24 protein-coding genes are annotated in these 22,272 nt (G+C 61.8%); 23 read left to right on the forward strand and 1 reads right to left on the reverse strand.

The genetic code is table 11. The features are described from left to right. The 13 genes from fliJ to flhB all read left to right on the forward strand — a co-directional run bounded on the left by fliJ (window position 1) and on the right by flhB (window position 10,176). Complete coding sequence (fliJ, locus tag EA798_RS07305; protein ID WP_122098523.1) at window positions 1–453, forward strand: flagellar export protein FliJ; 453 nt, start codon at window positions 1–3, stop codon at window positions 451–453. A 230-nt stretch (window positions 454–683) separates the two neighbouring features. Then, window positions 684–989 carry an STAS domain-containing protein gene (locus EA798_RS07310; RefSeq protein ID WP_015276575.1) on the forward strand — a complete coding sequence of 102 codons (306 nt, stop codon included), beginning with the start codon at window positions 684–686 and terminating at the stop codon, window positions 987–989. Window position 990: 1 nt separating this feature from the next. Continuing rightward, complete coding sequence (locus EA798_RS07315) at window positions 991–2,682, forward strand: fused response regulator/phosphatase (protein WP_208643715.1); 1,692 nt, start codon at window positions 991–993, stop codon at window positions 2,680–2,682. Between the two features lie 28 nt (window positions 2,683–2,710). Next, window positions 2,711–3,061, forward strand: coding sequence for an Hpt domain-containing protein (locus tag EA798_RS07320; protein WP_015276577.1), 351 nt, complete (start codon window positions 2,711–2,713; stop codon window positions 3,059–3,061). A gap of 167 nt (window positions 3,062–3,228) precedes the next feature. Continuing rightward, on the forward strand, window positions 3,229–4,470 hold the full coding sequence (locus EA798_RS07325; RefSeq protein WP_122098524.1) for a flagellar hook-length control protein FliK: 1,242 nt from the start codon (window positions 3,229–3,231) through the stop codon (window positions 4,468–4,470). A gap of 242 nt (window positions 4,471–4,712) precedes the next feature. Next, window positions 4,713–5,246, forward strand: coding sequence for a flagellar basal body-associated protein FliL (gene fliL / locus EA798_RS07330; protein WP_015276579.1), 534 nt, complete (start codon window positions 4,713–4,715; stop codon window positions 5,244–5,246). 12 nt (window positions 5,247–5,258) lie between these two features. After that, window positions 5,259–6,230, forward strand: coding sequence for a flagellar motor switch protein FliM (gene fliM, locus EA798_RS07335; protein WP_013983226.1), 972 nt, complete (start codon window positions 5,259–5,261; stop codon window positions 6,228–6,230). Between the two features lie 40 nt (window positions 6,231–6,270). Continuing rightward, the gene (gene fliN / locus EA798_RS07340; RefSeq protein WP_015276580.1) at window positions 6,271–6,744 is read left to right on the forward strand and encodes a flagellar motor switch protein FliN; all 474 of its coding nucleotides are present in this window, start codon (window positions 6,271–6,273) and stop codon (window positions 6,742–6,744) included. 1 nt (window position 6,745) lies between these two features. Next, window positions 6,746–7,165: a flagellar biosynthetic protein FliO gene (gene fliO / locus EA798_RS07345; protein ID WP_106158309.1), complete on the forward strand. Its 420-nt coding sequence runs from the start codon at window positions 6,746–6,748 to the stop codon at window positions 7,163–7,165. Next, window positions 7,162–7,941, forward strand: coding sequence for a flagellar type III secretion system pore protein FliP (gene fliP, locus EA798_RS07350; protein ID WP_420849514.1), 780 nt, complete (start codon window positions 7,162–7,164; stop codon window positions 7,939–7,941). The genes fliO and fliP overlap by 4 nt, the downstream gene beginning before the upstream one ends. A 12-nt stretch (window positions 7,942–7,953) precedes the next feature. Continuing rightward, a complete protein-coding gene (gene fliQ / locus EA798_RS07355) occupies window positions 7,954–8,223 on the forward strand; it encodes a flagellar biosynthesis protein FliQ (protein ID WP_003296594.1) in 270 nt (89 codons plus the stop codon). A gap of 6 nt (window positions 8,224–8,229) precedes the next feature. Next, complete coding sequence (fliR, locus tag EA798_RS07360) at window positions 8,230–9,006, forward strand: flagellar biosynthetic protein FliR (protein ID WP_015276583.1); 777 nt, start codon at window positions 8,230–8,232, stop codon at window positions 9,004–9,006. Between the two features lie 33 nt (window positions 9,007–9,039). Further along, complete coding sequence (flhB, locus tag EA798_RS07365) at window positions 9,040–10,176, forward strand: flagellar biosynthesis protein FlhB (RefSeq protein WP_015276584.1); 1,137 nt, start codon at window positions 9,040–9,042, stop codon at window positions 10,174–10,176. Between the two features lie 43 nt (window positions 10,177–10,219). On the opposite strand, the gene sodC is transcribed toward flhB, so the two are convergent. After that, window positions 10,220–10,741, reverse strand: coding sequence for a superoxide dismutase family protein (gene sodC, locus EA798_RS07370; protein WP_106158311.1), 522 nt, complete (start codon window positions 10,739–10,741; stop codon window positions 10,220–10,222). Between the two features lie 206 nt (window positions 10,742–10,947). Here sodC and flhA point away from each other — a divergent pair, with 206 nt between their 5' ends. The 10 genes from flhA (at window position 10,948) to motD (ending at window position 22,236) form a co-directional block, all read left to right on the forward strand. Beyond that, window positions 10,948–13,068: a flagellar biosynthesis protein FlhA gene (gene flhA / locus EA798_RS07375; protein WP_122098526.1), complete on the forward strand. Its 2,121-nt coding sequence runs from the start codon at window positions 10,948–10,950 to the stop codon at window positions 13,066–13,068. 15 nt (window positions 13,069–13,083) lie between these two features. Then, the gene (flhF, locus tag EA798_RS07380; protein WP_122098527.1) at window positions 13,084–14,373 is read left to right on the forward strand and encodes a flagellar biosynthesis GTPase FlhF; all 1,290 of its coding nucleotides are present in this window, start codon (window positions 13,084–13,086) and stop codon (window positions 14,371–14,373) included. A 91-nt stretch (window positions 14,374–14,464) separates the two neighbouring features. Next, window positions 14,465–15,292: a flagellar synthesis regulator FleN gene (fleN, locus tag EA798_RS07385; protein ID WP_106158313.1), complete on the forward strand. Its 828-nt coding sequence runs from the start codon at window positions 14,465–14,467 to the stop codon at window positions 15,290–15,292. Between the two features lie 17 nt (window positions 15,293–15,309). Continuing rightward, a complete protein-coding gene (gene fliA / locus EA798_RS07390; protein WP_122098528.1) occupies window positions 15,310–16,035 on the forward strand; it encodes an RNA polymerase sigma factor FliA in 726 nt (241 codons plus the stop codon). Between the two features lie 74 nt (window positions 16,036–16,109). Then, window positions 16,110–16,484 (forward strand): chemotaxis response regulator CheY, encoded by a 375-nt coding sequence (locus tag EA798_RS07395; RefSeq protein WP_011913679.1) that lies wholly within the window; start codon window positions 16,110–16,112, stop codon window positions 16,482–16,484. A gap of 23 nt (window positions 16,485–16,507) precedes the next feature. Next, window positions 16,508–17,302 carry a protein phosphatase CheZ gene (locus tag EA798_RS07400; protein WP_106158315.1) on the forward strand — a complete coding sequence of 265 codons (795 nt, stop codon included), beginning with the start codon at window positions 16,508–16,510 and terminating at the stop codon, window positions 17,300–17,302. A gap of 11 nt (window positions 17,303–17,313) precedes the next feature. Further along, window positions 17,314–19,485, forward strand: a complete 2,172-nt coding sequence (locus EA798_RS07405; RefSeq protein ID WP_122098529.1) for a chemotaxis protein CheA — start codon at window positions 17,314–17,316, stop codon at window positions 19,483–19,485. Between the two features lie 53 nt (window positions 19,486–19,538). Continuing rightward, a complete protein-coding gene (locus tag EA798_RS07410) occupies window positions 19,539–20,648 on the forward strand; it encodes a protein-glutamate methylesterase/protein-glutamine glutaminase (RefSeq protein WP_014597057.1) in 1,110 nt (369 codons plus the stop codon). Further along, entirely contained in the window at window positions 20,648–21,388 is a 741-nt protein-coding gene (locus tag EA798_RS07415) for a flagellar motor protein (protein WP_014597056.1), read from the forward strand. The genes EA798_RS07410 and EA798_RS07415 overlap by 1 nt, the downstream gene beginning before the upstream one ends. A 5-nt stretch (window positions 21,389–21,393) precedes the next feature. Continuing rightward, window positions 21,394–22,236, forward strand: coding sequence for a flagellar motor protein MotD (motD, locus tag EA798_RS07420; protein WP_106158318.1), 843 nt, complete (start codon window positions 21,394–21,396; stop codon window positions 22,234–22,236). Window positions 22,237–22,272 lie beyond the last annotated feature (36 nt).

Consider the following 22,272-nt stretch of genomic DNA (forward strand, 5'->3'; position numbering starts at 1 on the left):
ATGGCGGCCAGCCGGGCGGCGCGCCTGGCGCCGGTCATTGAAATGGCCGAGCGCGCGGAACGTGATGCCGCGCGCCTGCTGGGGCAGGCGCAGACGCAGCTCGCGCAGGCCGAAACCAAGCTCGCCGAGCTCGATCAGTACTTTCGTGATTATCAGCAGCAGTGGATGCAGCAGGGTAGTCAAGGCGTTTCCGGCCAGTGGCTGATGAACTATCAGCGCTTCCTGTCGCAGCTGGAGTCGGCCATCGGCCAGCAGCAGCGCAGCGTCAACTGGTATCGCGACAATCTGCTCAAGGTCCGTCAGCAATGGCATCAAAAGCATGCGCGGGTGGAAGGGCTGAGCAAGCTGATCGAAAGCTATCAGCGCGAAGCGCGCATCGCGGCAGACAAGCGTGAACAAAAATTGCTCGACGAATTCGCCCAGCGGCTTGCCGGGCGCGCTCGCGAACTATGACCACGCCTGCCATGCTTGGGCGCGATCCGGCCGGATTCGTGCTTGCCGTGTTGTAGCTTGAATGATAAATCTTCACCCGTTTTCCACGCAGCGACCATCGACCCTGGATAGACGTTCTATCCGGCCTGGTCCGATCGCTGCACATCCAGCCCGAATACGGCTGTCACTTCGCATAAGCGACGGCTGCCAATGCGGGCAGCCTCAAGACGTTCCGGATCAGGGAGTGCCACATGACCATTAACTCGCAGCCTTCGGTGGATGGGCAGGAGCTGACCATTTCCATCAGCGGACGCTTCGACTTCAATGCGCATCAGGCCTTCCGCGATGCTTATCAGCGTCAGGACGTGAACCCTCAGCGTTACGTGGTGAATCTGCAGGGCACCACCTACATGGACAGCTCCGCGCTGGGCATGCTGCTGCTGCTGCGTGACCACGCCGGCGGCGATGAAGCCGACATTCGTCTGCTCAATTGCAGCCCTGATGTTCGCAAGATTCTCTCGGTATCCAACTTCGAACAATTGTTCGTGATCGCCTGACATGCCCATGCGGCTGTCGATTCTGATCGCCGAGGACAGCCCGGTCGATCGAATGCTGCTTTCGACCATCGTTACCAGGCAGGGACACCGGGTGCTTACCGCCGCGGATGGTCAGGAGGCGGTCGAGCTGTTCCAGCAGGAGCGGCCGCAGCTGGTGCTGATGGATGCGCTGATGCCGGTGATGGATGGCTTCGAGGCGGCACGGCACATCAAGCAGCTCGCCGGTGATGAGCTGGTGCCGATCATCTTTCTCACCTCGCTGACAGAGAACGAAGCGTTGGTGCGCTGCCTGGAGGCAGGTGGCGACGACTTCATTGCCAAGCCTTACAACCCGATCATTCTCGAAGCCAAGATCCAGGCCATGCACCGTTTGCGCCGCCTTCAGGCGACGGTGCTCGAGCAGCGCGACCTGATTGCACGGCGTAACCAGCAGCTGCTCGCCGAGCATCGGGCGGCCAAGGCGATCTTCGACAAGGTCGCCCATGCCGGTTGCCTGAGCGCGCCGAACATTCGTTATCGCCAATCGCCGCAAGCGCTGTTCAATGGTGATCTGCTGCTGGCGGCCCAGGCGCCGGCAGGGCAGATGTTCGTCCTGCTCGGCGATTTCACCGGCCATGGTCTGCCCGCGGCTATCGGTGCCATGCCCCTGGCAGAGACGTTCTATGGGATGGCCGCCAAGGGCTACTCCGGCGCCGACATCCTTCGTGAGATGAACGCCAAGCTCAAGCAGATCCTGCCGGTGGAAATGTTCTGCTGCGCGACGTTGCTCGACATCAATCCCACACAGGGCAGCCTGCGCGTATGGAACGGTGGGTTGCCGGATGGGTACCTGATAGCTGCCAACGGCCAGCGTACCGCTCTCGTGTCCCGGCATCTGCCGCTGGGTGTGGTCTCTGCTGCCGCGCTCGACGACAAGTTCGAGCATTACCCGCTGGCACCCGGCGACCGGCTGCTCTTGCTGTCCGATGGTGTGGTGGAAAGCCGCAACGCCGACGATGAGCTGTTTGGCGAGCAGCGCTTGCTGGCTACGCTGACTGCCAATCGCGATCCGGCGCAGCTCTTTGATGAGATCGAACAGGCACTGCTGGATTTCCATGGCCAGCAACACGACGACCTTAGCCTGGTCGAGGTCGTGGTCATTGATGAGGCGATGACAATGCCGCTGGTCGCGCCGGCTACTGCGCATCGCTCGCGGCCCATGGATTGGTCGGTGCGGCTCGAGCTGCGCGCCGAAAGCCTGCGTAGCGGTAATCCATTGCCCATGCTGTTGCAGCTGCTTCTGCAGGTCAACCAGCTGCGCCCGCGTGCTGGTGCGATCTACGCAGTGCTGGGCGAGCTGTATTCCAACGCGTTGGAGCACGGGGTGCTTGGGTTGGATTCGGCACTGAAGCGTGACGCCGAAGGCTTCCAGCGTTACTACGATCTGCGCCAGCAGCGGCTGCAGGCCCTGGTGGAGGGATATGTGCATCTGGAGCTGGCCATCAGAACCGATAGCCAGGGCGGACGCTTGCGCATTTCCATCGGTGACAGTGGCGCCGGGTTCGACGTGACGCGGGCGCTGCAGGTTCAGCTGGGCAGTGGTCGTTTCAGTGGTCGCGGGCTGCATCTGGTGCGCCAGTTGAGCGACGGATTCGACTGGCAGTCGGACGGCCGCGGCCTGAGCGTGGAGTTCGTCTGGCGGCCTGATGCATAATCCGCCGCTTTCAAGCAGGAGTGTGCCGGTGTCCAACACTCATCTCGACAGCGCTGTGCTGGCCACGCTGCAGGACGTCATGGAGAGTGAATATCCGGCACTGCTGGATACCTTCCTTGCCGACTCCGAAGAGCGCGTGCGCCTGCTGCGGCAGGCCTGTCAGGCCGAGCAGGCCGAAGCCCTGCGGCGCGCCGCGCACAGCTTCAAGGGCAGTTGCAGCAATATGGGCGCGGTGCTCCTGGCGGAGCTTTGCCAGGAGCTGGAAACCGCGGCGCGAAACGAGCAGCTCGCCCTCGCGCCCGCACTGATTGCGTCCATCGAGCGAGAATTCGCCATCATTGGCATCCTGTTCCGGGCCGAGCGTCAGCGCTACGGTTGAGCGGCAAAACTCTGGCGCGTGCATAGTCTGGGTCCGCCTGATAAACGATCGCCTCAGTGCCGGCCGCACGCATATCTGCACGATTTAAACCACTAGTCAGGCTGCTTTCGCTCTGGCCCAAAACTTGCTCTGTTACTGCCACGATCCATCCGTAGCGGAATGACCTCATGGCTGTTTCCCCCGACCTGTTACTCAAAACCCCTTCAGTCGATGCGCGCGCGAAGGCTTCGACCAAGGCTCCCGACGCGCCACGCGAGGGGCGGGATAGCGGCAGCTCCAGCTTTTCCGACGTTTACGCGAAGGAGCGCCAGACCAAACCGGTCGAGCGTCAGGCGCGCAACGACACCAGTCGTGACAAGCCGGTGGATGACAAAAGCAGGCAAGCGGTCGCCGACGCCGCCGGTGACGGAAAGCCGGCGGTTGCCGAAAGCGGCAATCCGTTGCCATCGGACGCCCCATCCGAAGAGCTGCCGGATACCGAGCTTGATCCTCTTCTGCTGCTGGGGCTGGGAGGGCAGTTCGTACCGCAGGCCGAGGCTCAGCCTGTCACGCAAGTGCCGGGTGAAACCCCGTTGACCGGCCTGCCGCTTACCCAGGGGCTCATTTCAGGGGAAGCCGAGCAGGTGGCGGACGAGCCATCGATCACCGGCTTGCAGGCCGCGGATGAAATGCCGGTCGGGGTGCAGAAGCCAGTTCCGCAGTTACCGAATCCGCTCGTCGATGCGCAGGCCAAGGCCGAGGCGGATGATGGCTTCGCTAGCGTTTTGCTTGCGGGCAAGGAGTTGGCTGATGGCGAGGAGCCCGAGCTTGAGCTGGCAGGGAAAGATCTTCTGGATGCAGTTGACGGTCCCAAGGAAAGCCGCGCTTCCAGCGCCAGTGAGCTGGCCTCGTCGCGTCTTAATCCGTTGAGCCAGGCGATCACCCAGCAGGTCCAGCAGGCGCAGCGGCCCGGGCTGGTGCCGGGCCAGCCGGTACAGATGCAGCAGGCTGGCTGGAGCGAGGCCGTGGTCGACCGGGTGATGTGGCTATCCAGTCAGAATCTCAAATCGGCGGAAATCCAGCTCGATCCCGCAGAGCTTGGCCGCATGGAAGTGCGCATCGACCTGACCAAGGACCAGGCCCAGGTCACCTTCCTCAGCCCACATGCCGGTGTTCGTGATGCGCTGGAAGGGCAGATGCAGCGTTTGCGTGAGATGTTTACCCAGCAGGGCATGAATCTCATGGACGTCAACGTCTCCGACCAGTCGCTCGCCCGCGGATGGCAGGGCGGTACCGATGGTGGTGGATCCTCCCGTGGCGGCTCCTCGGCGGAAGGCGAGGCGGACGACGGCGAGGTCCAGATGGGTGTCAGCGAGATTGCCGGCAATCGCAGCGCCGGGAATCGCGGGCTGGTCGACTTCTACGCTTGACCGATGGATCGGCGCTTGCCGATCCGCACCGACGTAGCCGCAGCGGGCTGCGTCGGTTTTCTGCCGCCTGTCGCTGCGAGGCGTCGGGCATCGTCAGTCCCCGCAATGTGAATCCGTTATTCCTGATACGGTGTCGGCTCGGCAACACAGCCTTGCAGAGCGGCCGTGTCGATGCGTTGGCACAGCTGTTGCTCTTAACTCATAAAACCAGAACTAAACGCTGTTGATGACGGATATTTGGCATGGCTAAGAAACAGGCTCCAGCGGCAGTGCCGCCAACCGGGCCGGAAGCGGCTTCGGCAGGCAAGGGGCGGTTGAAACTCATCATCGTGATCGTGGTCGCCATGTTAGTGGCCGTGGGGCTTTCCATCGGCGGCACGCTGTACTTCATGGGTAAGGGCGATGACCTCGATGCCGACAAGGCACAGGAGTCGGCGGCAGCTGTGTCCGGCAAGCAGCCTGCTATCTACGAAGTGCTGATGCCGGCCTTTGTGGTCAACTTCAGCCACAACGGGCGGCAGCGCTACATGCAGGTCAGCATCGCGTTGATGTCACGCGATCAGGCGGCGCTGGACGCCCTCAAGGTGCATATGCCGTTGTTGCGCAATCGCCTGGTCATGCTGTTCTCCAGCCAGGATTTCGAGGCCTTGAAAACGCCGGTCGGCAAGGAGATGCTGCGTCAGCAGGCCACGGCCAGCGTGCAGGAGCTGGCACAGAAGGAAATTGGCAAGCTTGCCGTCGAGCAAGTGCTGTTCACCAACTTCGTATTGCAATAGAAGGCTGCCCAGATGGCTGTTCAAGACCTGCTCTCGCAAGACGAGATCGATGCGCTCCTGCACGGGGTCGACGACGGTCTGGTGGATACCGAGAGCGATTCCGAGCCGGGGTCCATCAAGAGCTACGACCTGACCAGTCAGGACCGCATCGTGCGTGGGCGCATGCCTACGCTGGAAATGATCAACGAGCGTTTCGCCCGGTACACCCGCATCAGCATGTTCAACCTGCTGCGCCGTTCGGCCGATGTGTCGGTCGGTGGCGTGCAGGTGATGAAGTTCGGCGAGTACGTGCATTCGCTCTATGTGCCGACCAGCCTCAACCTGGTGAAGATGAAGCCCCTGCGTGGCACGGCGCTGTTCATTCTCGACGCCAAGCTGGTGTTCAAGCTGGTGGACAACTTCTTCGGTGGCGATGGTCGCCACGCCAAGATCGAGGGTCGCGAATTCACCCCGACCGAGCTGCGCGTGGTGCGCATGGTGCTGGATCAGGCATTTGCCGACCTCAAGGAAGCCTGGCATGCGGTATTGGACGTCAACTTCGAATACGTCAATTCGGAAGTGAACCCGGCGCTGGCCAACATCGTCAGCCCCAGCGAAGTGGTGGTGGTGTCCACCTTCCACATCGAACTGGACAGCGGCGGCGGTGATCTGCACGTGACCATGCCGTATTCGATGATCGAGCCGATCCGCGAGATGCTCGATGCCGGCTTCCAGTCGGACGTCAGCGATCAGGACGAGCGGTGGGTCAAGGCCCTGCGCGAAGACATTCTCGACGTCAACGTGCCGCTCGGCGCCACCGTCGTCAGACGGCAACTCAAGCTGCGCGACATTCTGAACATGCAACCCGGCGACGTGATTCCGGTAGAGATGCCAGAAGACATGATCATGCGTGCCAATGGCATGCCGGCATTCAAGGTCAAGCTGGGCGCCCACAAGGGCAACCTGGCGTTGCAGGTGCTGGAACCCGTGGTTCGCCCACGTTGAACCGGCCCTTTACTCAATTCGAGCCTATCGAGGATTAACGATGGCAGACGAACGCGACAACACTTCTCCCGAAGAGCAGGCGCTGGCTGATGAGTGGGCAGCAGCGCTGGCCGAAGCTGGTGATGCCAGCCAGGACGATATCGATGCGCTGCTGAACCAGGCGCCCGCAGCTGCGGCCCCGGCTGCGCCGCGTGCACCGCTGGAAGATTTCGCCAGTGCACCGAAATCCACCGCGGTGCCGCTGGGACTGGAAGGGCCGAATCTGGATGTGATTCTGGATATCCCTGTTTCGATTTCCATGGAGGTCGGCAGCACCGAGATCAGCATTCGCAACCTGCTGCAGCTCAACCAGGGTTCGGTGGTCGAGCTGGACCGTCTGGCCGGTGAGCCGCTCGATGTGCTGGTCAACGGGACGCTCATCGCCCATGGCGAAGTGGTGGTGGTCAACGAGAAGTTCGGCATCCGGCTGACCGACGTGATCAGCCCCACCGAACGTATCAAGAAGCTGCGTTGAGATGCGGTCGCTTGCATTTCTGAGCGCCCTGGTCGCGCTCCCGGTACTGGCTGCGGAGCCTGCCACCAGCATGAGCAGTACCGACATGGGCGCGCAGCTGACCAAGCTGATGCTCGGCCTGTTGCTGGTGGTCGGGCTGATCTTTCTGCTCGCCTGGCTGTTGCGGCGCGTGCAGCAGATGAATCCCCGTGGCACTCAGGTGATCAAGCTGATTTCCAGTCAGGCGCTAGGGCCGCGCGAGCGCCTGGTGCTGGTGCAGGTCGGCAGCGAGCAGGTACTCATCGGCCTGAGTGGCGGCCGTATCACGCCGCTGCATGTGATGCAGGAGCCAGTGCATCTTCCTGACGCCGAGCCGGCCAATCCCGAATTCGCCCAGCGTCTGATGGAGCTGCTCGGCAAGGATCACAAGGACAAGCCTTGATGTTGCGCATTCTGCTACTGGCGGTGCTGATGCTGTGCGGCCCGCTTGCCCTGGCACAGGAGCCGTCCGGCATCCTGGCGCAGGGCAACAATCCCTTGTCGATTCCTGCAATAACGCTGACCACCGACGCCGAAGGGCAGCAGGAATATTCGGTCAGCTTGCAGATTCTGCTGATCATGACGGCGCTGAGCTTCATTCCGGCGTTCGTCATGCTGATGACCAGCTTCACCCGGATCATCATCGTCTTTTCCATCCTGCGTCAGGCCCTGGGCCTGCAGCAGACGCCATCGAACCAGATTCTCATCGGCCTGACGCTGTTCCTCACGTTGTTCATCATGGCGCCGGTGTTCGACCGCATCAATCAGGACGCGCTGCAGCCTTATCTGAGCGAGCAGATACCGGCGCAGGAGGCCATTTCCCGCGCCGAAGTGCCCTTGAAGAACTTCATGCTGGCGCAGACCCGCGAAAGCGATCTGGAGCTTTTCGTCAGGCTTTCGCGGCGTACCGATATCGCTTCGCCGGAAGCCGCACCAATGACCATCCTGGTGCCGGCCTTCGTCACTTCGGAGCTGAAGACGGCCTTCCAGATCGGCTTCATGATCTTCATTCCGTTCCTGATCATCGACATGGTGGTGGCCAGCGTGCTGATGGCGATGGGCATGATGATGCTCTCGCCGCTGATCATCTCGTTGCCGTTCAAGATCATGTTGTTCGTCCTGGTGGATGGCTGGGGGCTGATCATCGGTACTCTCGCCGGCAGCTTCGGCACCCTTTAGGGAAGCAAGCAGATGACTCCTGAAGTAGCGGTGGACCTGTTTCGTGAAGGCCTGTGGATGACCGCGATGATCGTCGGCGTGCTGGTCGTGCCGAGTCTGCTGGTGGGCCTGGTGGTGGCCATGTTCCAGGCAGCCACCCAGATCAACGAGCAGACGCTGAGCTTCCTGCCGCGTCTGCTGGTGATGCTGTTGACGCTGATCTGGGCCGGGCCCTGGCTGGTCCGTGAGCTGATGGAGTACACGCAGAATCTGGTCCAAAACATCCCGCTGCTGATCGGGTAGCCGAACGTGCTGGAGCTAAGCAATGCGCAGATCGGCGGCTGGGTGGGGCAGTTTCTGCTCCCGCTGTTTCGCATCGCTGCGCTGTTGATGAGCATGCCGATCATCGGCACCCAGCTGGTTCCGGTTCGAGTACGGCTCTATCTGGCTCTGGCCATTGCGCTGGTGCTGGTGCCGACATTGCCGCCAATGCCGGTGGTCGAATCGTTGAGCCTGGCCTCGCTGCTGCTGATCGCCGAACAGCTGCTGATCGGCGTCATGCTTGGTTTTGTCCTGCAGCTGTTCTTCCACGTCTTCATCGTGTCCGGGCAGATGCTGGCGATGCAGATGGGCCTCGGTTTCGCTTCGATGGTCGATCCGGCCAACGGCATCTCGGTGCCGGTGCTCGGTCAGTTCTTCAACATGCTGGTGATCCTGCTGTTCCTCTCGGTCAACGGCCACCTGGTAGTGCTTGAAATTCTCGCCGAGAGCTTTGTCACCCTGCCGGTGGGGGGAGGTCTGTCGACCAATCATTTCTGGGAAGTGGCGGGCAAGCTGGGCTGGGTACTGGGTGCCGGCCTGCTGCTGGTATTGCCGGCGATCACGGCGCTGCTGGTGGTCAATCTGGCGTTCGGCCTTATGACGCGGGCCGCGCCGCAGCTGAACATCTTCTCCATCGGTTTTCCGCTGACGCTGGTGCTGGGCCTGATCATCGTCTGGATCGGCATGGCCGACATCTTCGCGCAGTACCAGATCTTCGTCAGCGAGGCGCTTCTGATGCTGCGCGAGCTGGCGGGTGCCCGTTGATGCATTGCTTCCCGTATCTGTTGGAGGTCGCTCATGGCTGAGAGCGAAAGCGGTGCCGACAAAAGCGAGGAACCCACAGAAAAACGCCTGCGCGAGTCTCGTGAGAAGGGGCAGCTGGCGCGCTCCCGTGAGCTCAGTACGGTCGCGGTGACGCTCGGCGGCATCGGCGGGCTGCTGGCCTCCGGCGGGAGTCTGGCACAGACCCTGATGGCGATGATGCAAGGTACCTTCGAACTGAGCCGTGAAACGCTGCTCGACGAAGGGTCGATGGTGCGCTTGTTGATGGGCAGCGGCCTGATGGCGCTGGAGGCAATCATGCCGCTGCTCATCGCCTTGCTGATTGCCTCGATTGTCGGGCCCGTCTCGCTGGGCGGCTGGCTGTTCTCGGCCAAGGCCATGGCGCCGAAGGTCAGCAGGATGAACCCGGCTGCCGGACTGAAACGAATGTTTTCCACCAAGGCACTGGTGGAGCTGCTCAAGGCCCTGGGCAAGTTCCTCGTGGTGCTCGGCGTCGCGCTGCTGGTGCTCTCGGCTTATCAGGACGACCTGCTCTCAATCGCCAAGCAGCCGCTGGACCTGGCGATCATGCACAGCGCGGAGATCGTCGGCTGGTGTGCCTTGTGGATGGCCTGCGGGCTGATTGTCATCGCCGCGGTGGATGTGCCGTTCCAGCTCTGGGACAACAAGCAGAAGCTGATGATGACCAAGCAGGAGGTCAAGGACGAATACAAGGATTCGGAAGGCAAGCCGGAGGTCAAATCGCGAATTCGTCAGCTGCAGCGCGAGGCTGCGCAGCGACGCATGATGCAGGCCGTTCCGGAGGCTGACGTAGTGATCACCAACCCGACGCACTTCGCTGTTGCGCTGAAGTACGACGGCGACAAGGGCGGGGCGCCTCGGCTGGTGGCCAAGGGTGGCGACTTCGTGGCGCTGAAGATTCGCGAGATTGCCCAGGAGCACAAGGTCACGGTGCTGGAGTCGCCGGCGCTGGCGCGGGCGGTGTACTACTCCACCGAACTGGATCAGGAAATTCCCGCCGGTCTTTATCTGGCCGTGGCGCAGGTTCTGGCCTATGTCTATCAGTTGCGTCAGTACCGCGCCGGCAAGGGTCGTCGGCCGGACCCGTTGAATGATGTACCCATTCCGCCGGATCTGCGTCGCGACGAATGATCCGTCACGCGGCGGCCCATGGGCGCGCCGCGTACCGCTGCGGTTACTCGATCACGCCACAGGCAACCCGTGCTCCGCCACCGCCGAGTGGTTGCGGATGGTCGGCGTGGTTGTCGCCGCCCTGATGGACCATCAACGCCAGCCCCTTGATGTCGCCAAGGCTTTTCAGGCGCGGGGCCAGGACGGGTTGGCCGGCCTTGCCTTCGCTGTCGACATAGAGCGCGGGCAGATCACCCAAATGCCCGTCACCCCACGGCTCGCCGTGCTTGCCGCTGTTCTTCGGATCCCAGTGACCGCCCGCGGCACCTGCCGGGGTCAGTTTGCCGTCTACCTCAGCAGGCTCGCAGCTGCCTTTGGCATGGATGTGGAAGCCGTGAATGCCAGGTTCCAGACTGCTTAGTTCGGGTTGGAAGACCAGCCCGTATTCGCTGCTTTCGATCTTCACGCTGCCGACGGATTCACCGATGCCTTGAGCGCTCACGGCGTTGACCTTCACGCTCAGTGTTTCGGCTTGAGCGGCGAGGGCGGTGCAGCCGGCCAGCGCGGCGATGATCCACTGTTTCATCTGAAAGCTCCTTTGCACAAACGGCGACGGGCTGTCGCCGGTGCTAGTGTGACTGTCAGTTGGCGGTCGCGTTCGCGTGTTTTGCCGGGTAGGCCAAACCGTACGGCGCGCTCTGGGACGCGCCGAGGAAGTTGGACCCCTTCTTGCTATATCCCGGGCGAGGCGCATTTTGCGTCAAGAATTCGTTCTGCACGCCGGGGGCTACGTTGGATCGCACGCAACTCATCAATATTCGCAATGGCCTGACGGGCGCGGGGCGCGGCAACCTCGGCGTGCCGCTGCTGCTGCTTGTGATGATGGGCATGATGATGTTGTCGGTGCCGCCGTTCCTGCTGGATCTGCTGTTCACCTTCAATATTGCGCTGTCGATCGTCGTGCTGCTGGTCAGCGTCTATGCACTGCGGCCACTGGATTTCGCCGTGTTCCCGACCATTCTGCTGGTCGCCACCCTGATGCGTCTGGCGCTGAACGTGGCATCGACCCGCGTGGTGTTGATCAACGGCCATGAAGGAGGCTCGGCCGCCGGTCACGTGATCGAAGCCTTCGGCAACGTGGTGATCGGCGGCAACTACGTGGTCGGTATCGTTGTTTTCGCGATCCTGATGATCATCAACTTCGTCGTGGTGACCAAGGGCGCCGGACGGATTTCCGAGGTCAGTGCGCGCTTTACCCTGGATGCCATGCCCGGCAAGCAGATGGCCATCGACGCCGACCTCAACGCAGGCCTGATCGATCAGGATGAAGCCAAGAAGCGCCGTGTCGAGGTTTCGTCCGAGGCGGACTTCTATGGCTCGATGGATGGTGCGAGCAAGTTCGTGCGCGGTGACGCCATCGCCGGCCTGCTGATTCTCTTCATCAACCTGATCGGCGGTGTCGGCATCGGCATGGCCCAGCACGGCATGAGTTTCAGCGAAGCGGGCCAGGTGTACGCCCTGTTGACTATCGGTGACGGTCTGGTCGCGCAGATCCCGTCGCTGCTGCTGTCCACCGCGGCAGCGATCATGGTGACCCGCGTCACCAGCTCCGAGGACATGGGCCAGCAGGTCCAGCGGCAGATGTTCGCCTCGCCCAAGGCGCTCGCCGTGGCCGCGGCGATCATGATTGCGATGGGTCTGGTTCCCGGCATGCCGCACCTGTCCTTCCTCGGGCTCGGCGCTGCCGCTGCGGCGGGTGCGTACTGGATCTGGCATCGCAAGAAGCAGGTCGAGAAGAAAGCCGAGCAGGAAGTGCAGAAGCAGCAGGAAATGCTGCCGGCCCAGCGCTCGGCGGAAACCAAGGAGCTGGGTTGGGATGATGTGACCCCGGTGGACATGGTCGGCCTGGAGGTCGGCTATCGACTGATTCCGCTGGTTGATCGCAATCAGGGTGGTCAGTTGCTCGCGCGCATCAAGGGTGTACGCAAGAAGCTGTCGCAGGATCTTGGCTTTCTCATGCCCTCGGTGCACATCCGTGACAACCTCGATCTGTTGCCCAACGCCTACCGGTTGACCCTGATGGGCGTCAGCCTGGCCGAAGCCGAGGTGTATCCGGACCGTGAGTTGGCGATCAACCCGGGGCAGGTGTTCGGTCCGCTCAACGGTATCGCCGCCAGGGATCCGGCGTTCGGTCTGGAGGCTGTCTGGATCGAAGCGAGCCAGCGCGACCAGGCGCAGTCGCTCGGCTATACCGTGGTGGATGCCAGTACCGTCGTCGCCACGCACCTCAACCAGGTTCTGCACAAGCATGCCCATGAACTGCTGGGGCACGAGGAGGTCCAGCAGTTGCTGCAGCTGCTGGCGAAGAGCTCGCCCAAGCTGGCCGAAGAACTGGTCCCGGGGATGGTTTCGCTGTCGACCCTGCTCAAGGTGCTGCAGGCGCTGCTGCAGGAGCAGGTGCCTGTGCGTGATATCCGCACCATTGCTGAAGCCATCGCCAACGTCGCTGCCAAGAGTCAAGATCCCGCCGCAATGGTCGCTGCCGTGCGAGTGGCGTTGTCCCGTGCAATCGTGCAGAACGTTGTGGGACTAGAGCCGGAGCTGCCTGTGATCACGCTGGAGCCTCGGTTGGAACAGATCTTGCTCAATAGCTTGCAGAAGGCCGGGCAAGGCTCCGAAGACGGAATTTTGCTGGAACCAGGAATGGCCGAAAAGTTGCAAAGGTCTCTGGTAGAAGCGGCACAGCGTCAAGAAATGCTCGGCAAGCCGGCAGTTCTGCTGGTAGCCGGACCAGTTCGGGCGATGCTTTCGAGATTCGCGCGTCTGGCAGTGCCGAACATCCATGTTCTGGCCTATCAGGAAATACCGGACAACAAGCAGGTCACCATCGTCTCGACGGTGGGTCAGAATTAACCGAGGGTACAGGCCATGCAGGTCAAACGTTTCTTCGCCGCCGATATGCGCATCGCCATGAAAATGGTGCGTGACGAGCTGGGCGCCGATGCCGTGATCATCGGCAATCGCCGGGTGGCCGGCGGCGTCGAGCTGACCGCCGTGCTCGATTACCCGATGCAGTCTGCGCCGGCCGCGAACAAGCCCAACCCGGCGCTGGAAGCCGAGCTGCGCAAGACGCAGGCGCGCCTGGCCAATGCCCATGCCGAGTTGAGTGCCGCACCGCGTGCGAAGATGCAGGATCGTCAACTGGTTGACGAGAAGCCCGCCGCCGTGAGCATCCCTCAGCCTTCAGCTGTGGCCGAAGCAACCGCTGCGGTCGATTCCCGCGCGATCGAAGCGATGCAGTCGGAACTGCATGGTCTGCGTGAACTGATCGAAGTCCAGCTGGGCTCGATCGCCTGGGGGCAGGAGCAAAGCCGTCGTCCGCAGCAGGCCGGCCTCTGGCGCCGCCTGCAGCGCCTGGGCCTGCCGGCCGAGCTGTCGCGCAGTCTGCTGGAAAAGGTTGCCGGTATCACCGAGCCGCGCCAGGCATGGCGCATGGTGCTGGCGTACCTGGCGCAGGCGATCAAGGTCAGCAAGACCGAACCACTGGAAGAGGGCGGCGTCATCGCTCTGGTTGGTCCGGCGGGTGTCGGCAAGACCACTACCTTGGCCAAGCTCGCGGCACGCTATGTATTGAAGTATGGCGCGCAGAACATCGCGCTGGTCAGCATGGACAATTATCGGATCGGCGCCCAGGAGCAGCTCAAGACGCTTGGCCGTATCCTCGACGTGCCGGTGCTGCAGATCGACCCGAGCCAGTCGTTGAGCAAGACGCTCGCTCCGCTGGCGCGCAAGCGCGTGATCCTGATCGATACCGCTGGCCTGCCCGCCAGCGATCCGACGCTGCGCATGCAGCTCGAGGCGTTGTCGGATCGCGGCGTGAAATCGAAGAATTATCTGGTGCTGGCCGCGACCAGTCAGAGCCAGGTGCTCAAGGCGGCGTGGCACAACTATCGTCGCTGCGGCCTGGCTGGTTGTATCCTGACCAAATTGGATGAAGCAGGCAGTCTTGGTGATGTGCTCGGCCTCACGATCAGCCAGCATTTGCCGATAGCGTACCTCGCGGACGGCCCCCGGATTCCGGACGACCTACACCTGCCGCGCAGCCATCAGCTGGTCAGTCGCGCGGTGAGTTTGCAATCTGGCGAGGAACCGAGCGAGGAAACCATGGCCGATATGTTCGCCGGGCTGTACAACAGCTCGTCACGGCGGGCCGGATGATGCTGCGAGAGCAGTACCTGAATGAATCAGATGCGTGCCATGCGGGCGCATCGCCGGCCGCAAGGCCCCAGCAAGATATAGGCATGTGAACATGGGTATGCATCCCGTACAGGTGATTGCGGTGACCGGCGGCAAGGGTGGCGTCGGCAAGACCAACGTGTCGGTCAATCTGGCACTGGCACTGGCCGATCTCGGCCGGCGCGTGGTGTTGCTTGACGCCGACCTTGGCCTGGCCAACGTCGACGTATTGCTGGGGCTTACCACCAAGCGCACCCTGGCCGACGTCATTGCCGGAGAATGTGATCTGCGCGACGTGCTGATCCAGGGGCCGGGCGGCATCCGCGTGGTGCCGGCTGCATCGGGTACGCAGAGCATGGTGCAGCTGTCTTCGCTGCAGCACGCGGGCCTGATTCAGGCATTCAGCGAGCTGGGCGACGAGCTCGACGTACTGATCATCGACACCGCCGCAGGTATCGGCGATTCAGTGGTGAGCTTTGTGCGCGCCGCGCAGGAGGTGCTGCTGGTCGTGACCGACGAGCCGACGTCCATTACTGACGCTTACGCTCTGATCAAGCTGCTCAACCGTGACTACGGCATCAGCCGTTTCCGTGTGCTGGCCAATATGGCCCACGCCCCGCAGGAAGGCCGTAACCTGTTTGCCAAGCTGACCAAGGTGACCGAGCGTTTCCTGGATGTGGCGCTGCAGTATGTCGGCGCAGTGCCTTACGATGAAGCCGTGCGCAAGGCTGTACAGAAGCAGCGTGCGGTCTATGAAGCCTACCCGCGGTCCAAGTGCGCGCTGGCGTTCAAGGCCATCGCGCAGAAGGTTGATACCTGGCCTTTGCCCGCCACGCCGCGCGGTCATCTCGAATTCTTCGTAGAACGCCTCATCAGCCCAGCTCCACAAAGCCACGAATGACAGGTGCCGGATCCGCTATGTATTACAGCAAGGCTCAGGCAAAGGATGCTCAGTACCGCCTGATTGATCAGTACGCCCCGCTGGTCAAGCGAATCGCTTACCACCTGCTGGCGCGTCTGCCTGCCAGTGTGCAGGTCGACGATCTGATTCAGGCCGGAATGATCGGACTGCTGGAAGCAGCTAAGAAATACGACGCCGGCAAGGGCGCCAGTTTTGAAACCTATGCCGGTATCCGCATTCGCGGAACGATGCTCGACGAAGTCCGCAAGGGCGACTGGGCACCACGCTCGGTGCACCGCAATTCGCGGATGGTCAGCGAGGCGATCCGTGCGATCGAGGCGAAAACCGGTCGCGACGCTAAAGATCACGAAGTTGCGGCCGAACTTAAGCTAAGTCTCGATGAGTATTACGGCATTCTCGGCGACACGCTGGGCAGCCGCCTGTTCAGCTTCGATGATCTGCTGCAGGAGGGTGAACATGGGGAGCTGCAGGAAGATGCTGCCAGCCTCCACCCGGAACCGTTCCGCGATCTGGAGGATGAACGCTTCCAGCAGGCCCTGGTTGATGCCATTGCCAACCTGCCCGAGCGCGAGAAGCTGGTGCTGTCGCTGTATTACGACGAAGAATTGAACTTGAAGGAAATTGGGCAGGTGCTGGGAGTCAGCGAGTCGCGTGTGAGCCAGTTGCATAGCCAGTGTGCTGCGCGCTTGCGTGCACGCCTCGGCGAATGGCGCGCCAATTGACGATTGTTTGCGGTATGACGTGCTCGGTTTGCTGAGGCATTTTGGGACTTACGGAGGTCGACTTGGACAAGAACATGAAAATCCTCATTGTCGATGACTTCTCGACGATGAGACGAATCATCAAGAACCTCCTGCGTGATCTGGGGTTCACCAACACCGCCGAAGCGGATGACGGTACGACCGCGCTGCCGATGCTCAAGAGTGGCAGCTTTGACTTCCTCGTGACCGACTGGAACATGCCGGGCATGAGCGGTATCGATCTGCTGCGCACCGTTCGTGCCGACGAGCGCCTCAAGCACCTGCCGGTGTTGATGGTGACCGCCGAAGCGAAGCGCGACCAGATCATCGAAGCGGCACAGGCCGGGGTTAACGGCTATGTGGTCAAGCCTTTCACTGCCCAGGTGCTCAAGGAGAAGATCGAGAAGATCTTCGAGCGCGTCAACGGCTGAAGCAGCAACGCCGCGAGGGCACTATGACGCAAGCAGACCAAAGCCTGGCAGAGTTCGAAGCGACTCTGAAGGCGCATGCACCCAAGTTGATCGAAAGTCTGCAGCAGGGTCGCTTCGATGAAGCGACGCAGATGTTCAATGAGCTCAATCAGGTGCGCAATCACGGGCTCTATCAGGAAGTTGGCAAGCTCACCCGCGAGCTGCACAACGCCATCGTCAAGCTGGAGATGGACACCTGCGCGACCGGCGGTGATCCGTCACCCATCACCGACGCGACTGATCGACTGTCGTACGTCGTGGAAATGACCGAAAAAGCCGCCAATCGCACCATGGATCTCGTCGAGGAATCCGCGCCGCTGGTGAACTACGTGAGCTACGAGGCCCAGAGCCTGACGGCTGACTGGCAGCGCTTCATGCGTCGCGACATGAATGCCGAGCAGTTCCGTGAGCTGGTCAAGCGCATCGACCAATACCTGCAGCGCAGCATGAACGATGGCAGCCAACTGTCGCAGAACCTCAGTGAAATCATGCTTGCTCAGGATTTCCAGGATCTCACCGGTCAGGTGATCAAGCGGGTTACCCGTCTGGTAACCGAGCTCGAAAGCAATTTGCTCAATCTCGTTCTCATGGCGGGGCAGGTGGATCGCGTCGCTGGCATCCAGCACGACCGCGATGCCATGCGCGCCGAGCAAGAGCAGAAAAAACAAGAAAAAATGCCTTCCAACGGTGAAGGTCCGCAGATGCATGCCGATATGCGTGAAGACGTCGTTTCCGGCCAGGACGATGTCGATGATCTGCTTTCAAGCCTGGGCTTTTAGGGGAAGTGAATATGAGCTTCGACGCCGATGAAGAAATCCTCCAGGACTTCCTGGTAGAGGCCGGCGAGATTCTCGAACTATTGTCCGAGCAACTCGTGGAGCTGGAAAGCAGCCCCGATGACATGGCGTTGCTCAATGCGATTTTTCGCGGGTTCCACACGGTAAAGGGCGGTGCAGGGTTTCTTCAGCTCCACGAGCTGGTGGAGTGCTGCCACATCGCCGAAAACGTCTTCGACATCCTGCGCAAGGGTGAGCGTCGCGTCGATTCCGAACTGATGGATGTCGTTCTGCAGGCGCTGGACGCCGTGAACGAGATGTTCAGTCAGGTCCGCGAACGCGTCGAGCCGACTCCCGCTTCCCGTGAGCTACTGGCCGCACTGGCGCGTCTTGCTGAGCCTGCCTCGGCCGACGAGCCCGCAGCACCGGTCGAATCGCCGGTCGCTGCCGAGCCACAGGCCGAGTCCGTCGATGCCGAATTCGAGCAGATGCTCGCCGCCGTTCAGTCGCCAGACAATGAGCCGGCAGCGGAGCAGGTCAGCAGTGGTGGCGACGAGATCACCGACGACGAATTCGAGTCGTTGCTCGATCAGCTGCATGGCAAGGGTCAGTTCTCGGTCAGTGCCGCCAGCGCTGCGCCTGAGCCGGAGGCCGTGGTTGCACCGGCGAGCGACGAGATTACCGATGACGAATTCGAAGCGCTGCTCGATCAGCTGCACGGCAAGGGCAAGTTCGAGCCGGTAGGTAGCACAACTGCCGAGCCGGCCGCGCCAGCGGCCGCGGCGCCTGCGAGTAACGCCAGTGCAAGCGATGAGATCACCGACGACGAGTTCGAAGCACTGCTGGATCAATTGCACGGCAAGGGCAAGTTCGAGCCCGCGGTTGCCGAGGTAGCGGCTGCTGTGCCGAGCAAGCCGGAGCCCAAGCCTGAGCCCGCCCGTGCTGCCCCAGCCAAGGCTGCACCGGTTGCTGCTGTCAGCAAACCGGCGGCTGTTGTGGCTGAAAAAGCACCAGCCGAAGCCGAGACGACGGTGCGCGTGGATACCGCGCGCCTCGATGAAATCATGAACATGGTCGGCGAGCTGGTGCTGGTGCGTAACCGCCTGGTGCGCCTGGGTTCCAATAGCGGCGACGAGGCCATGGCGAAGGCCGTGTCCAACCTCGACGTGGTCACCGCCGACCTGCAGAGCGCGGTGATGAAGACGCGCATGCAGCCGATCAAGAAGGTGTTCGGCCGCTTCCCGCGGCTGGTACGCGATCTGGCGCGCAGTCTGAAGAAAGAGATCAACCTCGAGCTGGTCGGTGAAGAAACCGACCTCGACAAGAACCTGGTCGAGGCCCTGGCCGATCCGCTGGTGCACCTGGTGCGCAACGCCGTCGACCACGGCATCGAGATGCCCGAGGAGCGCGAGGCCGCCGGCAAGCCGCGTACCGGTCGAGTGGTGCTGTCCGCCGAACAGGAAGGCGACCACATCCTGCTGATCATCAGTGATGACGGCAAGGGTATGGACGCCAACGTTCTGCGTGCCAAGGCCGTGGAAAAAGGCATGCTGGAGAAGGACGCGGCAGATCGGCTCAGCGATCTGGAATGCTACAACCTGATCTTCGCGCCTGGCTTCTCGACCAAGACCGAGATCTCCGACGTCTCCGGCCGTGGCGTCGGTATGGACGTGGTCAAGACCAAGATTTCCCAGCTCAACGGTACCGTCAACGTGTTCTCCACCAAGGGCCAGGGCTCGAGGGTGGTGATCAAGGTGCCGCTGACACTGGCGATCATGCCGACGCTGATGGTGATGCTTGGCAATCAGGCTTTCGCCTTCCCGCTGGTGAACGTCAACGAGATCTTCCATCTCGACCTGTCGCGTACCAATGTCGTCGATGGCCAGGAAGTGGTGATCGTGCGTGACAAGGCGCTGCCGCTGTTCTATCTCAAGCGCTGGCTGGTCCAGAGTGCTGCCGAGGAAGAGCAACGCGAAGGTCACGTGGTGATTCTCAGCGTCGGCAACCAGAGCATCGGGTTCGTTGTGGATCAACTGGTCGGGCAGGAGGAGGTGGTCATCAAGCCACTGGGCAAGATGCTCCAAGGCACGCCTGGCATGTCCGGCGCAACCATCACCGGCGATGGCCGCATCGCTCTGATTCTCGATGTTCCGAGCATGCTCAAGCGTTACGCACGCCGGATTTGATTCAGTCAGGCGGCGCGGCCCTCCGTTGGGCGCGCTGCCGCTAGGAGTGATGTATGGCAGTCAAGGTCCTGGTGGTCGACGATTCCGGCTTCTTTCGCCGGCGCGTCTCGGAAATCCTTTCCTCTGATTCCAATATCCAGGTCGTCGGCACTGCCACTAACGGTCGTGAGGCGATTGACCAGGTGTTGGCGCTGAAGCCGGACGTCATCACCATGGACTACGAGATGCCGATGATGGACGGCATCACGGCCGTGCGGCAGATCATGCAGCGGTGTCCGACGCCCGTGCTGATGTTCTCTTCGCTGACACACGAGGGTGCGCGAGTCACGCTCGATGCGCTGGATGCCGGCGCGGTGGATTACCTGCCGAAGAATTTCGAAGACATTTCGCGCAACCCGGACAAGGTCAAGCAGATGCTTTGCGAAAAGGTGCATACCATTTCGCGGAGTAACCGGCGCTACAGCACCTTTTGCACCTCAAGCGTCAATCCGCCTCCGGCTGCGTCGCGTGGTGCTGTGCCGAGCGCGTCCACCAATACGCTGCGCTCCACCAGTACGGCTCCCGCTGCGCCGGCTGCTCGTTCGCCTGCGCCCAAGCGCAAGGCATACAAACTGGTTGCCATCGGAACCTCCACCGGCGGCCCCGTGGCGTTGCAGCGCGTACTGACGCAGCTACCGGCCAGTTTTCCGGCGCCTATCGTGCTTATCCAGCACATGCCGGCGGCATTCACCAAGGCGTTTGCCGATCGCCTGGACAAGCTTTGCCGTATTCGTGTCAAGGAAGCCGAGGACGGAGATGTGCTACGTCCCGGGCTCGCGTTGCTGGCACCGGGTGGCAAGCAGATGATGATCGACTCGCGGGGTGCGGTGCGCATCCTGCCGGGCGATGACCGCCTGAACTACAAGCCCTGTGTCGACGTGACCTTCGGCTCGGCTGCCAAATCCTTCCATGACAAGGTGCTCGCCGTGGTGTTGACCGGCATGGGTGCCGATGGGCGGGAAGGGGCGCGCTTGCTCAAGCAGAGCGGCAGCCAGGTGTGGGCGCAGGATGAAGCCAGCTGCGTGATCTATGGCATGCCGATGGCCGTGGTCAAGGCCAACCTCAGTGACGCCGTTTACGGTCTCGACGAGATCGGGCGCAACCTTGCCGAGGCCTGTATCTGATGGATGTGCTCAGCCTTATCGGGCTGTTGCTGGCGTTCGTTGCCATTGTCGGGGGCAACTTCCTCGAAGGCGGCCATATCTCGGCGCTGCTCAACGGGCCTGCCGCCTTGATTGTGCTTGGCGGCACCTTGGGTGCGGTGCTGCTGCAGACCCCTATCGCCGTATTCATGCGCGCGATGGGCATCGCTCGCTGGATCTTCTTTCCGCCGCGCATCGACCTGGCCCGCGGCATCCTGATGGTGACCACCTGGAGCAATACGGCACGCAAGGAGGGGCTGCTCGGTCTTGAGCCTGTCGCCGAGACAGAGCCTGATCCCTATGCGCGCAAGGGCTTGCAGTTGCTGGTTGATGGCGCTGAACCGGAGGTGATCCGCAGCATCCTCGAAGTCGATCTGTATACGCAGGAAAGCCGCGACCTGCGTGCCGCCAAGGTCTACGAAAGCATGGGCGGCTACTCGCCAACAATCGGCATCATCGGTGCCGTGATGGGCTTGATTCACGTGATGGGCAACCTTGCAGATCCCAGTCAGCTGGGCAGCGGGATCGCCGTGGCGTTCGTCGCGACCATCTACGGCGTCGCGTTCGCCAACCTGCTGGTGCTGCCGATCGGCAACAAGCTCAAGAGCGTCGTCCAGCGGCAGACTGCCTATCGCGAGATGCTGCTGGAAGGCGTGCTATCCATTGCCGAGGGCGAGAATCCCCGTTCCATCGAGATGAAGCTGCAAGGCTTCATGGACTGACCGCCATGGCCAGACGCAGAGCGCCGGAAGAGCACGAGAATCACGAACGGTGGCTGGTTTCCTACGCCGACTTCATTACGCTGCTGTTCGCCTTCTTCGTAGTGATGTACTCGATTTCCTCCATCAACGAGGGCAAATACAAGATCCTTTCGGACTCGCTCGTCGGCGTGTTCAATCAGGTCGATCGCTCGGTCAAGCCCATTCCTATCGGTGAGGAGCGACCGCGTACCACCGAGCCCGATGTATCCCAGGTCGACGATCCATCCGCTCAGTCGGTATTGAACGGGGAGCCGGTGTTCGATCCGCTGGAGCGTATTGCGCAGAGCATGCGCGAGACGTTCGGTGAGCTGATCGCCAACGAGCAACTGACGGTACGCGGCAATGAACTGTGGATCGAAATCGAGCTGAACTCCAGCCTGCTGTTTCCCAGCGGAGATGCTCTGCCCAACGACCACGCATTCGCCCTCATCGAAAAGGTGGCCGGGATTCTGGCGCCTTTTGACAACCCGATTCATGTCGAGGGTTTCACCGATAACCTGCCCATCAGCACCGACAAGTTTCCGACCAATTGGGAGCTTTCTGCGGCGCGTGCCGGCAGCGTGGTACGAATGCTCGCGGCGCAGGGGGTGGATCCGTCACGGTTGGCAGCGGTGGGTTATGGCGAGTTCCAGCCAGTGGCTGACAACGCGACCGCCGCCGGGCGGGCGCGTAATCGCCGGGTGATCCTCGTGGTATCGCGCAATCTGGATGTGCGCCGCAGCGTCAGCGGTATGGGCAGCAGCAATGCACGACCTGACGAGGCGCTGCGTCGGGCTGGCACACAACCTGCACCGGCTCGAGCCATGTAGGCGTCTGTAGGCGCAATCGTCAAAAAAACACCGTCG

It is taken from the genome of Pseudomonas songnenensis, assembly GCF_003696315.1.
Lineage (GTDB): Bacteria > Pseudomonadota > Gammaproteobacteria > Pseudomonadales > Pseudomonadaceae > Stutzerimonas > Stutzerimonas songnenensis.

What these genes read in the sequence shown, in the direction of transcription:
- fliJ (WP_122098523.1), top strand. Translation starts at nt 1, where the DNA reads ATGGCGGCCAGCCGGGCGGCGCGCCTGGCGCCGGTCATTGAAATGGCC.
- fliL (WP_015276579.1), top strand. Translation starts at nt 4,713, where the DNA reads ATGGCTAAGAAACAGGCTCCAGCGGCAGTGCCGCCAACCGGGCCGGAA.
- motD (WP_106158318.1), top strand. Translation starts at nt 21,394, where the DNA reads ATGGCCAGACGCAGAGCGCCGGAAGAGCACGAGAATCACGAACGGTGG.
- EA798_RS07400 (WP_106158315.1), top strand. Translation starts at nt 16,508, where the DNA reads ATGACGCAAGCAGACCAAAGCCTGGCAGAGTTCGAAGCGACTCTGAAG.
- fleN (WP_106158313.1), top strand. Translation starts at nt 14,465, where the DNA reads ATGGGTATGCATCCCGTACAGGTGATTGCGGTGACCGGCGGCAAGGGT.
- EA798_RS07405 (WP_122098529.1), top strand. Translation starts at nt 17,314, where the DNA reads ATGAGCTTCGACGCCGATGAAGAAATCCTCCAGGACTTCCTGGTAGAG.
- flhF (WP_122098527.1), top strand. Translation starts at nt 13,084, where the DNA reads ATGCAGGTCAAACGTTTCTTCGCCGCCGATATGCGCATCGCCATGAAA.
- EA798_RS07410 (WP_014597057.1), top strand. Translation starts at nt 19,539, where the DNA reads ATGGCAGTCAAGGTCCTGGTGGTCGACGATTCCGGCTTCTTTCGCCGG.
- EA798_RS07325 (WP_122098524.1), top strand. Translation starts at nt 3,229, where the DNA reads ATGGCTGTTTCCCCCGACCTGTTACTCAAAACCCCTTCAGTCGATGCG.
- fliM (WP_013983226.1), top strand. Translation starts at nt 5,259, where the DNA reads ATGGCTGTTCAAGACCTGCTCTCGCAAGACGAGATCGATGCGCTCCTG.
- EA798_RS07310 (WP_015276575.1), top strand. Translation starts at nt 684, where the DNA reads ATGACCATTAACTCGCAGCCTTCGGTGGATGGGCAGGAGCTGACCATT.
- fliN (WP_015276580.1), top strand. Translation starts at nt 6,271, where the DNA reads ATGGCAGACGAACGCGACAACACTTCTCCCGAAGAGCAGGCGCTGGCT.
- fliQ (WP_003296594.1), top strand. Translation starts at nt 7,954, where the DNA reads ATGACTCCTGAAGTAGCGGTGGACCTGTTTCGTGAAGGCCTGTGGATG.
- flhB (WP_015276584.1), top strand. Translation starts at nt 9,040, where the DNA reads ATGGCTGAGAGCGAAAGCGGTGCCGACAAAAGCGAGGAACCCACAGAA.
- sodC (WP_106158311.1), bottom strand. Translation starts at nt 10,741, where the DNA reads ATGAAACAGTGGATCATCGCCGCGCTGGCCGGCTGCACCGCCCTCGCC.
- EA798_RS07315 (WP_208643715.1), top strand. Translation starts at nt 991, where the DNA reads ATGCCCATGCGGCTGTCGATTCTGATCGCCGAGGACAGCCCGGTCGAT.
- fliO (WP_106158309.1), top strand. Translation starts at nt 6,746, where the DNA reads ATGCGGTCGCTTGCATTTCTGAGCGCCCTGGTCGCGCTCCCGGTACTG.
- EA798_RS07395 (WP_011913679.1), top strand. Translation starts at nt 16,110, where the DNA reads ATGAAAATCCTCATTGTCGATGACTTCTCGACGATGAGACGAATCATC.
- EA798_RS07415 (WP_014597056.1), top strand. Translation starts at nt 20,648, where the DNA reads ATGGATGTGCTCAGCCTTATCGGGCTGTTGCTGGCGTTCGTTGCCATT.
- fliA (WP_122098528.1), top strand. Translation starts at nt 15,310, where the DNA reads ATGTATTACAGCAAGGCTCAGGCAAAGGATGCTCAGTACCGCCTGATT.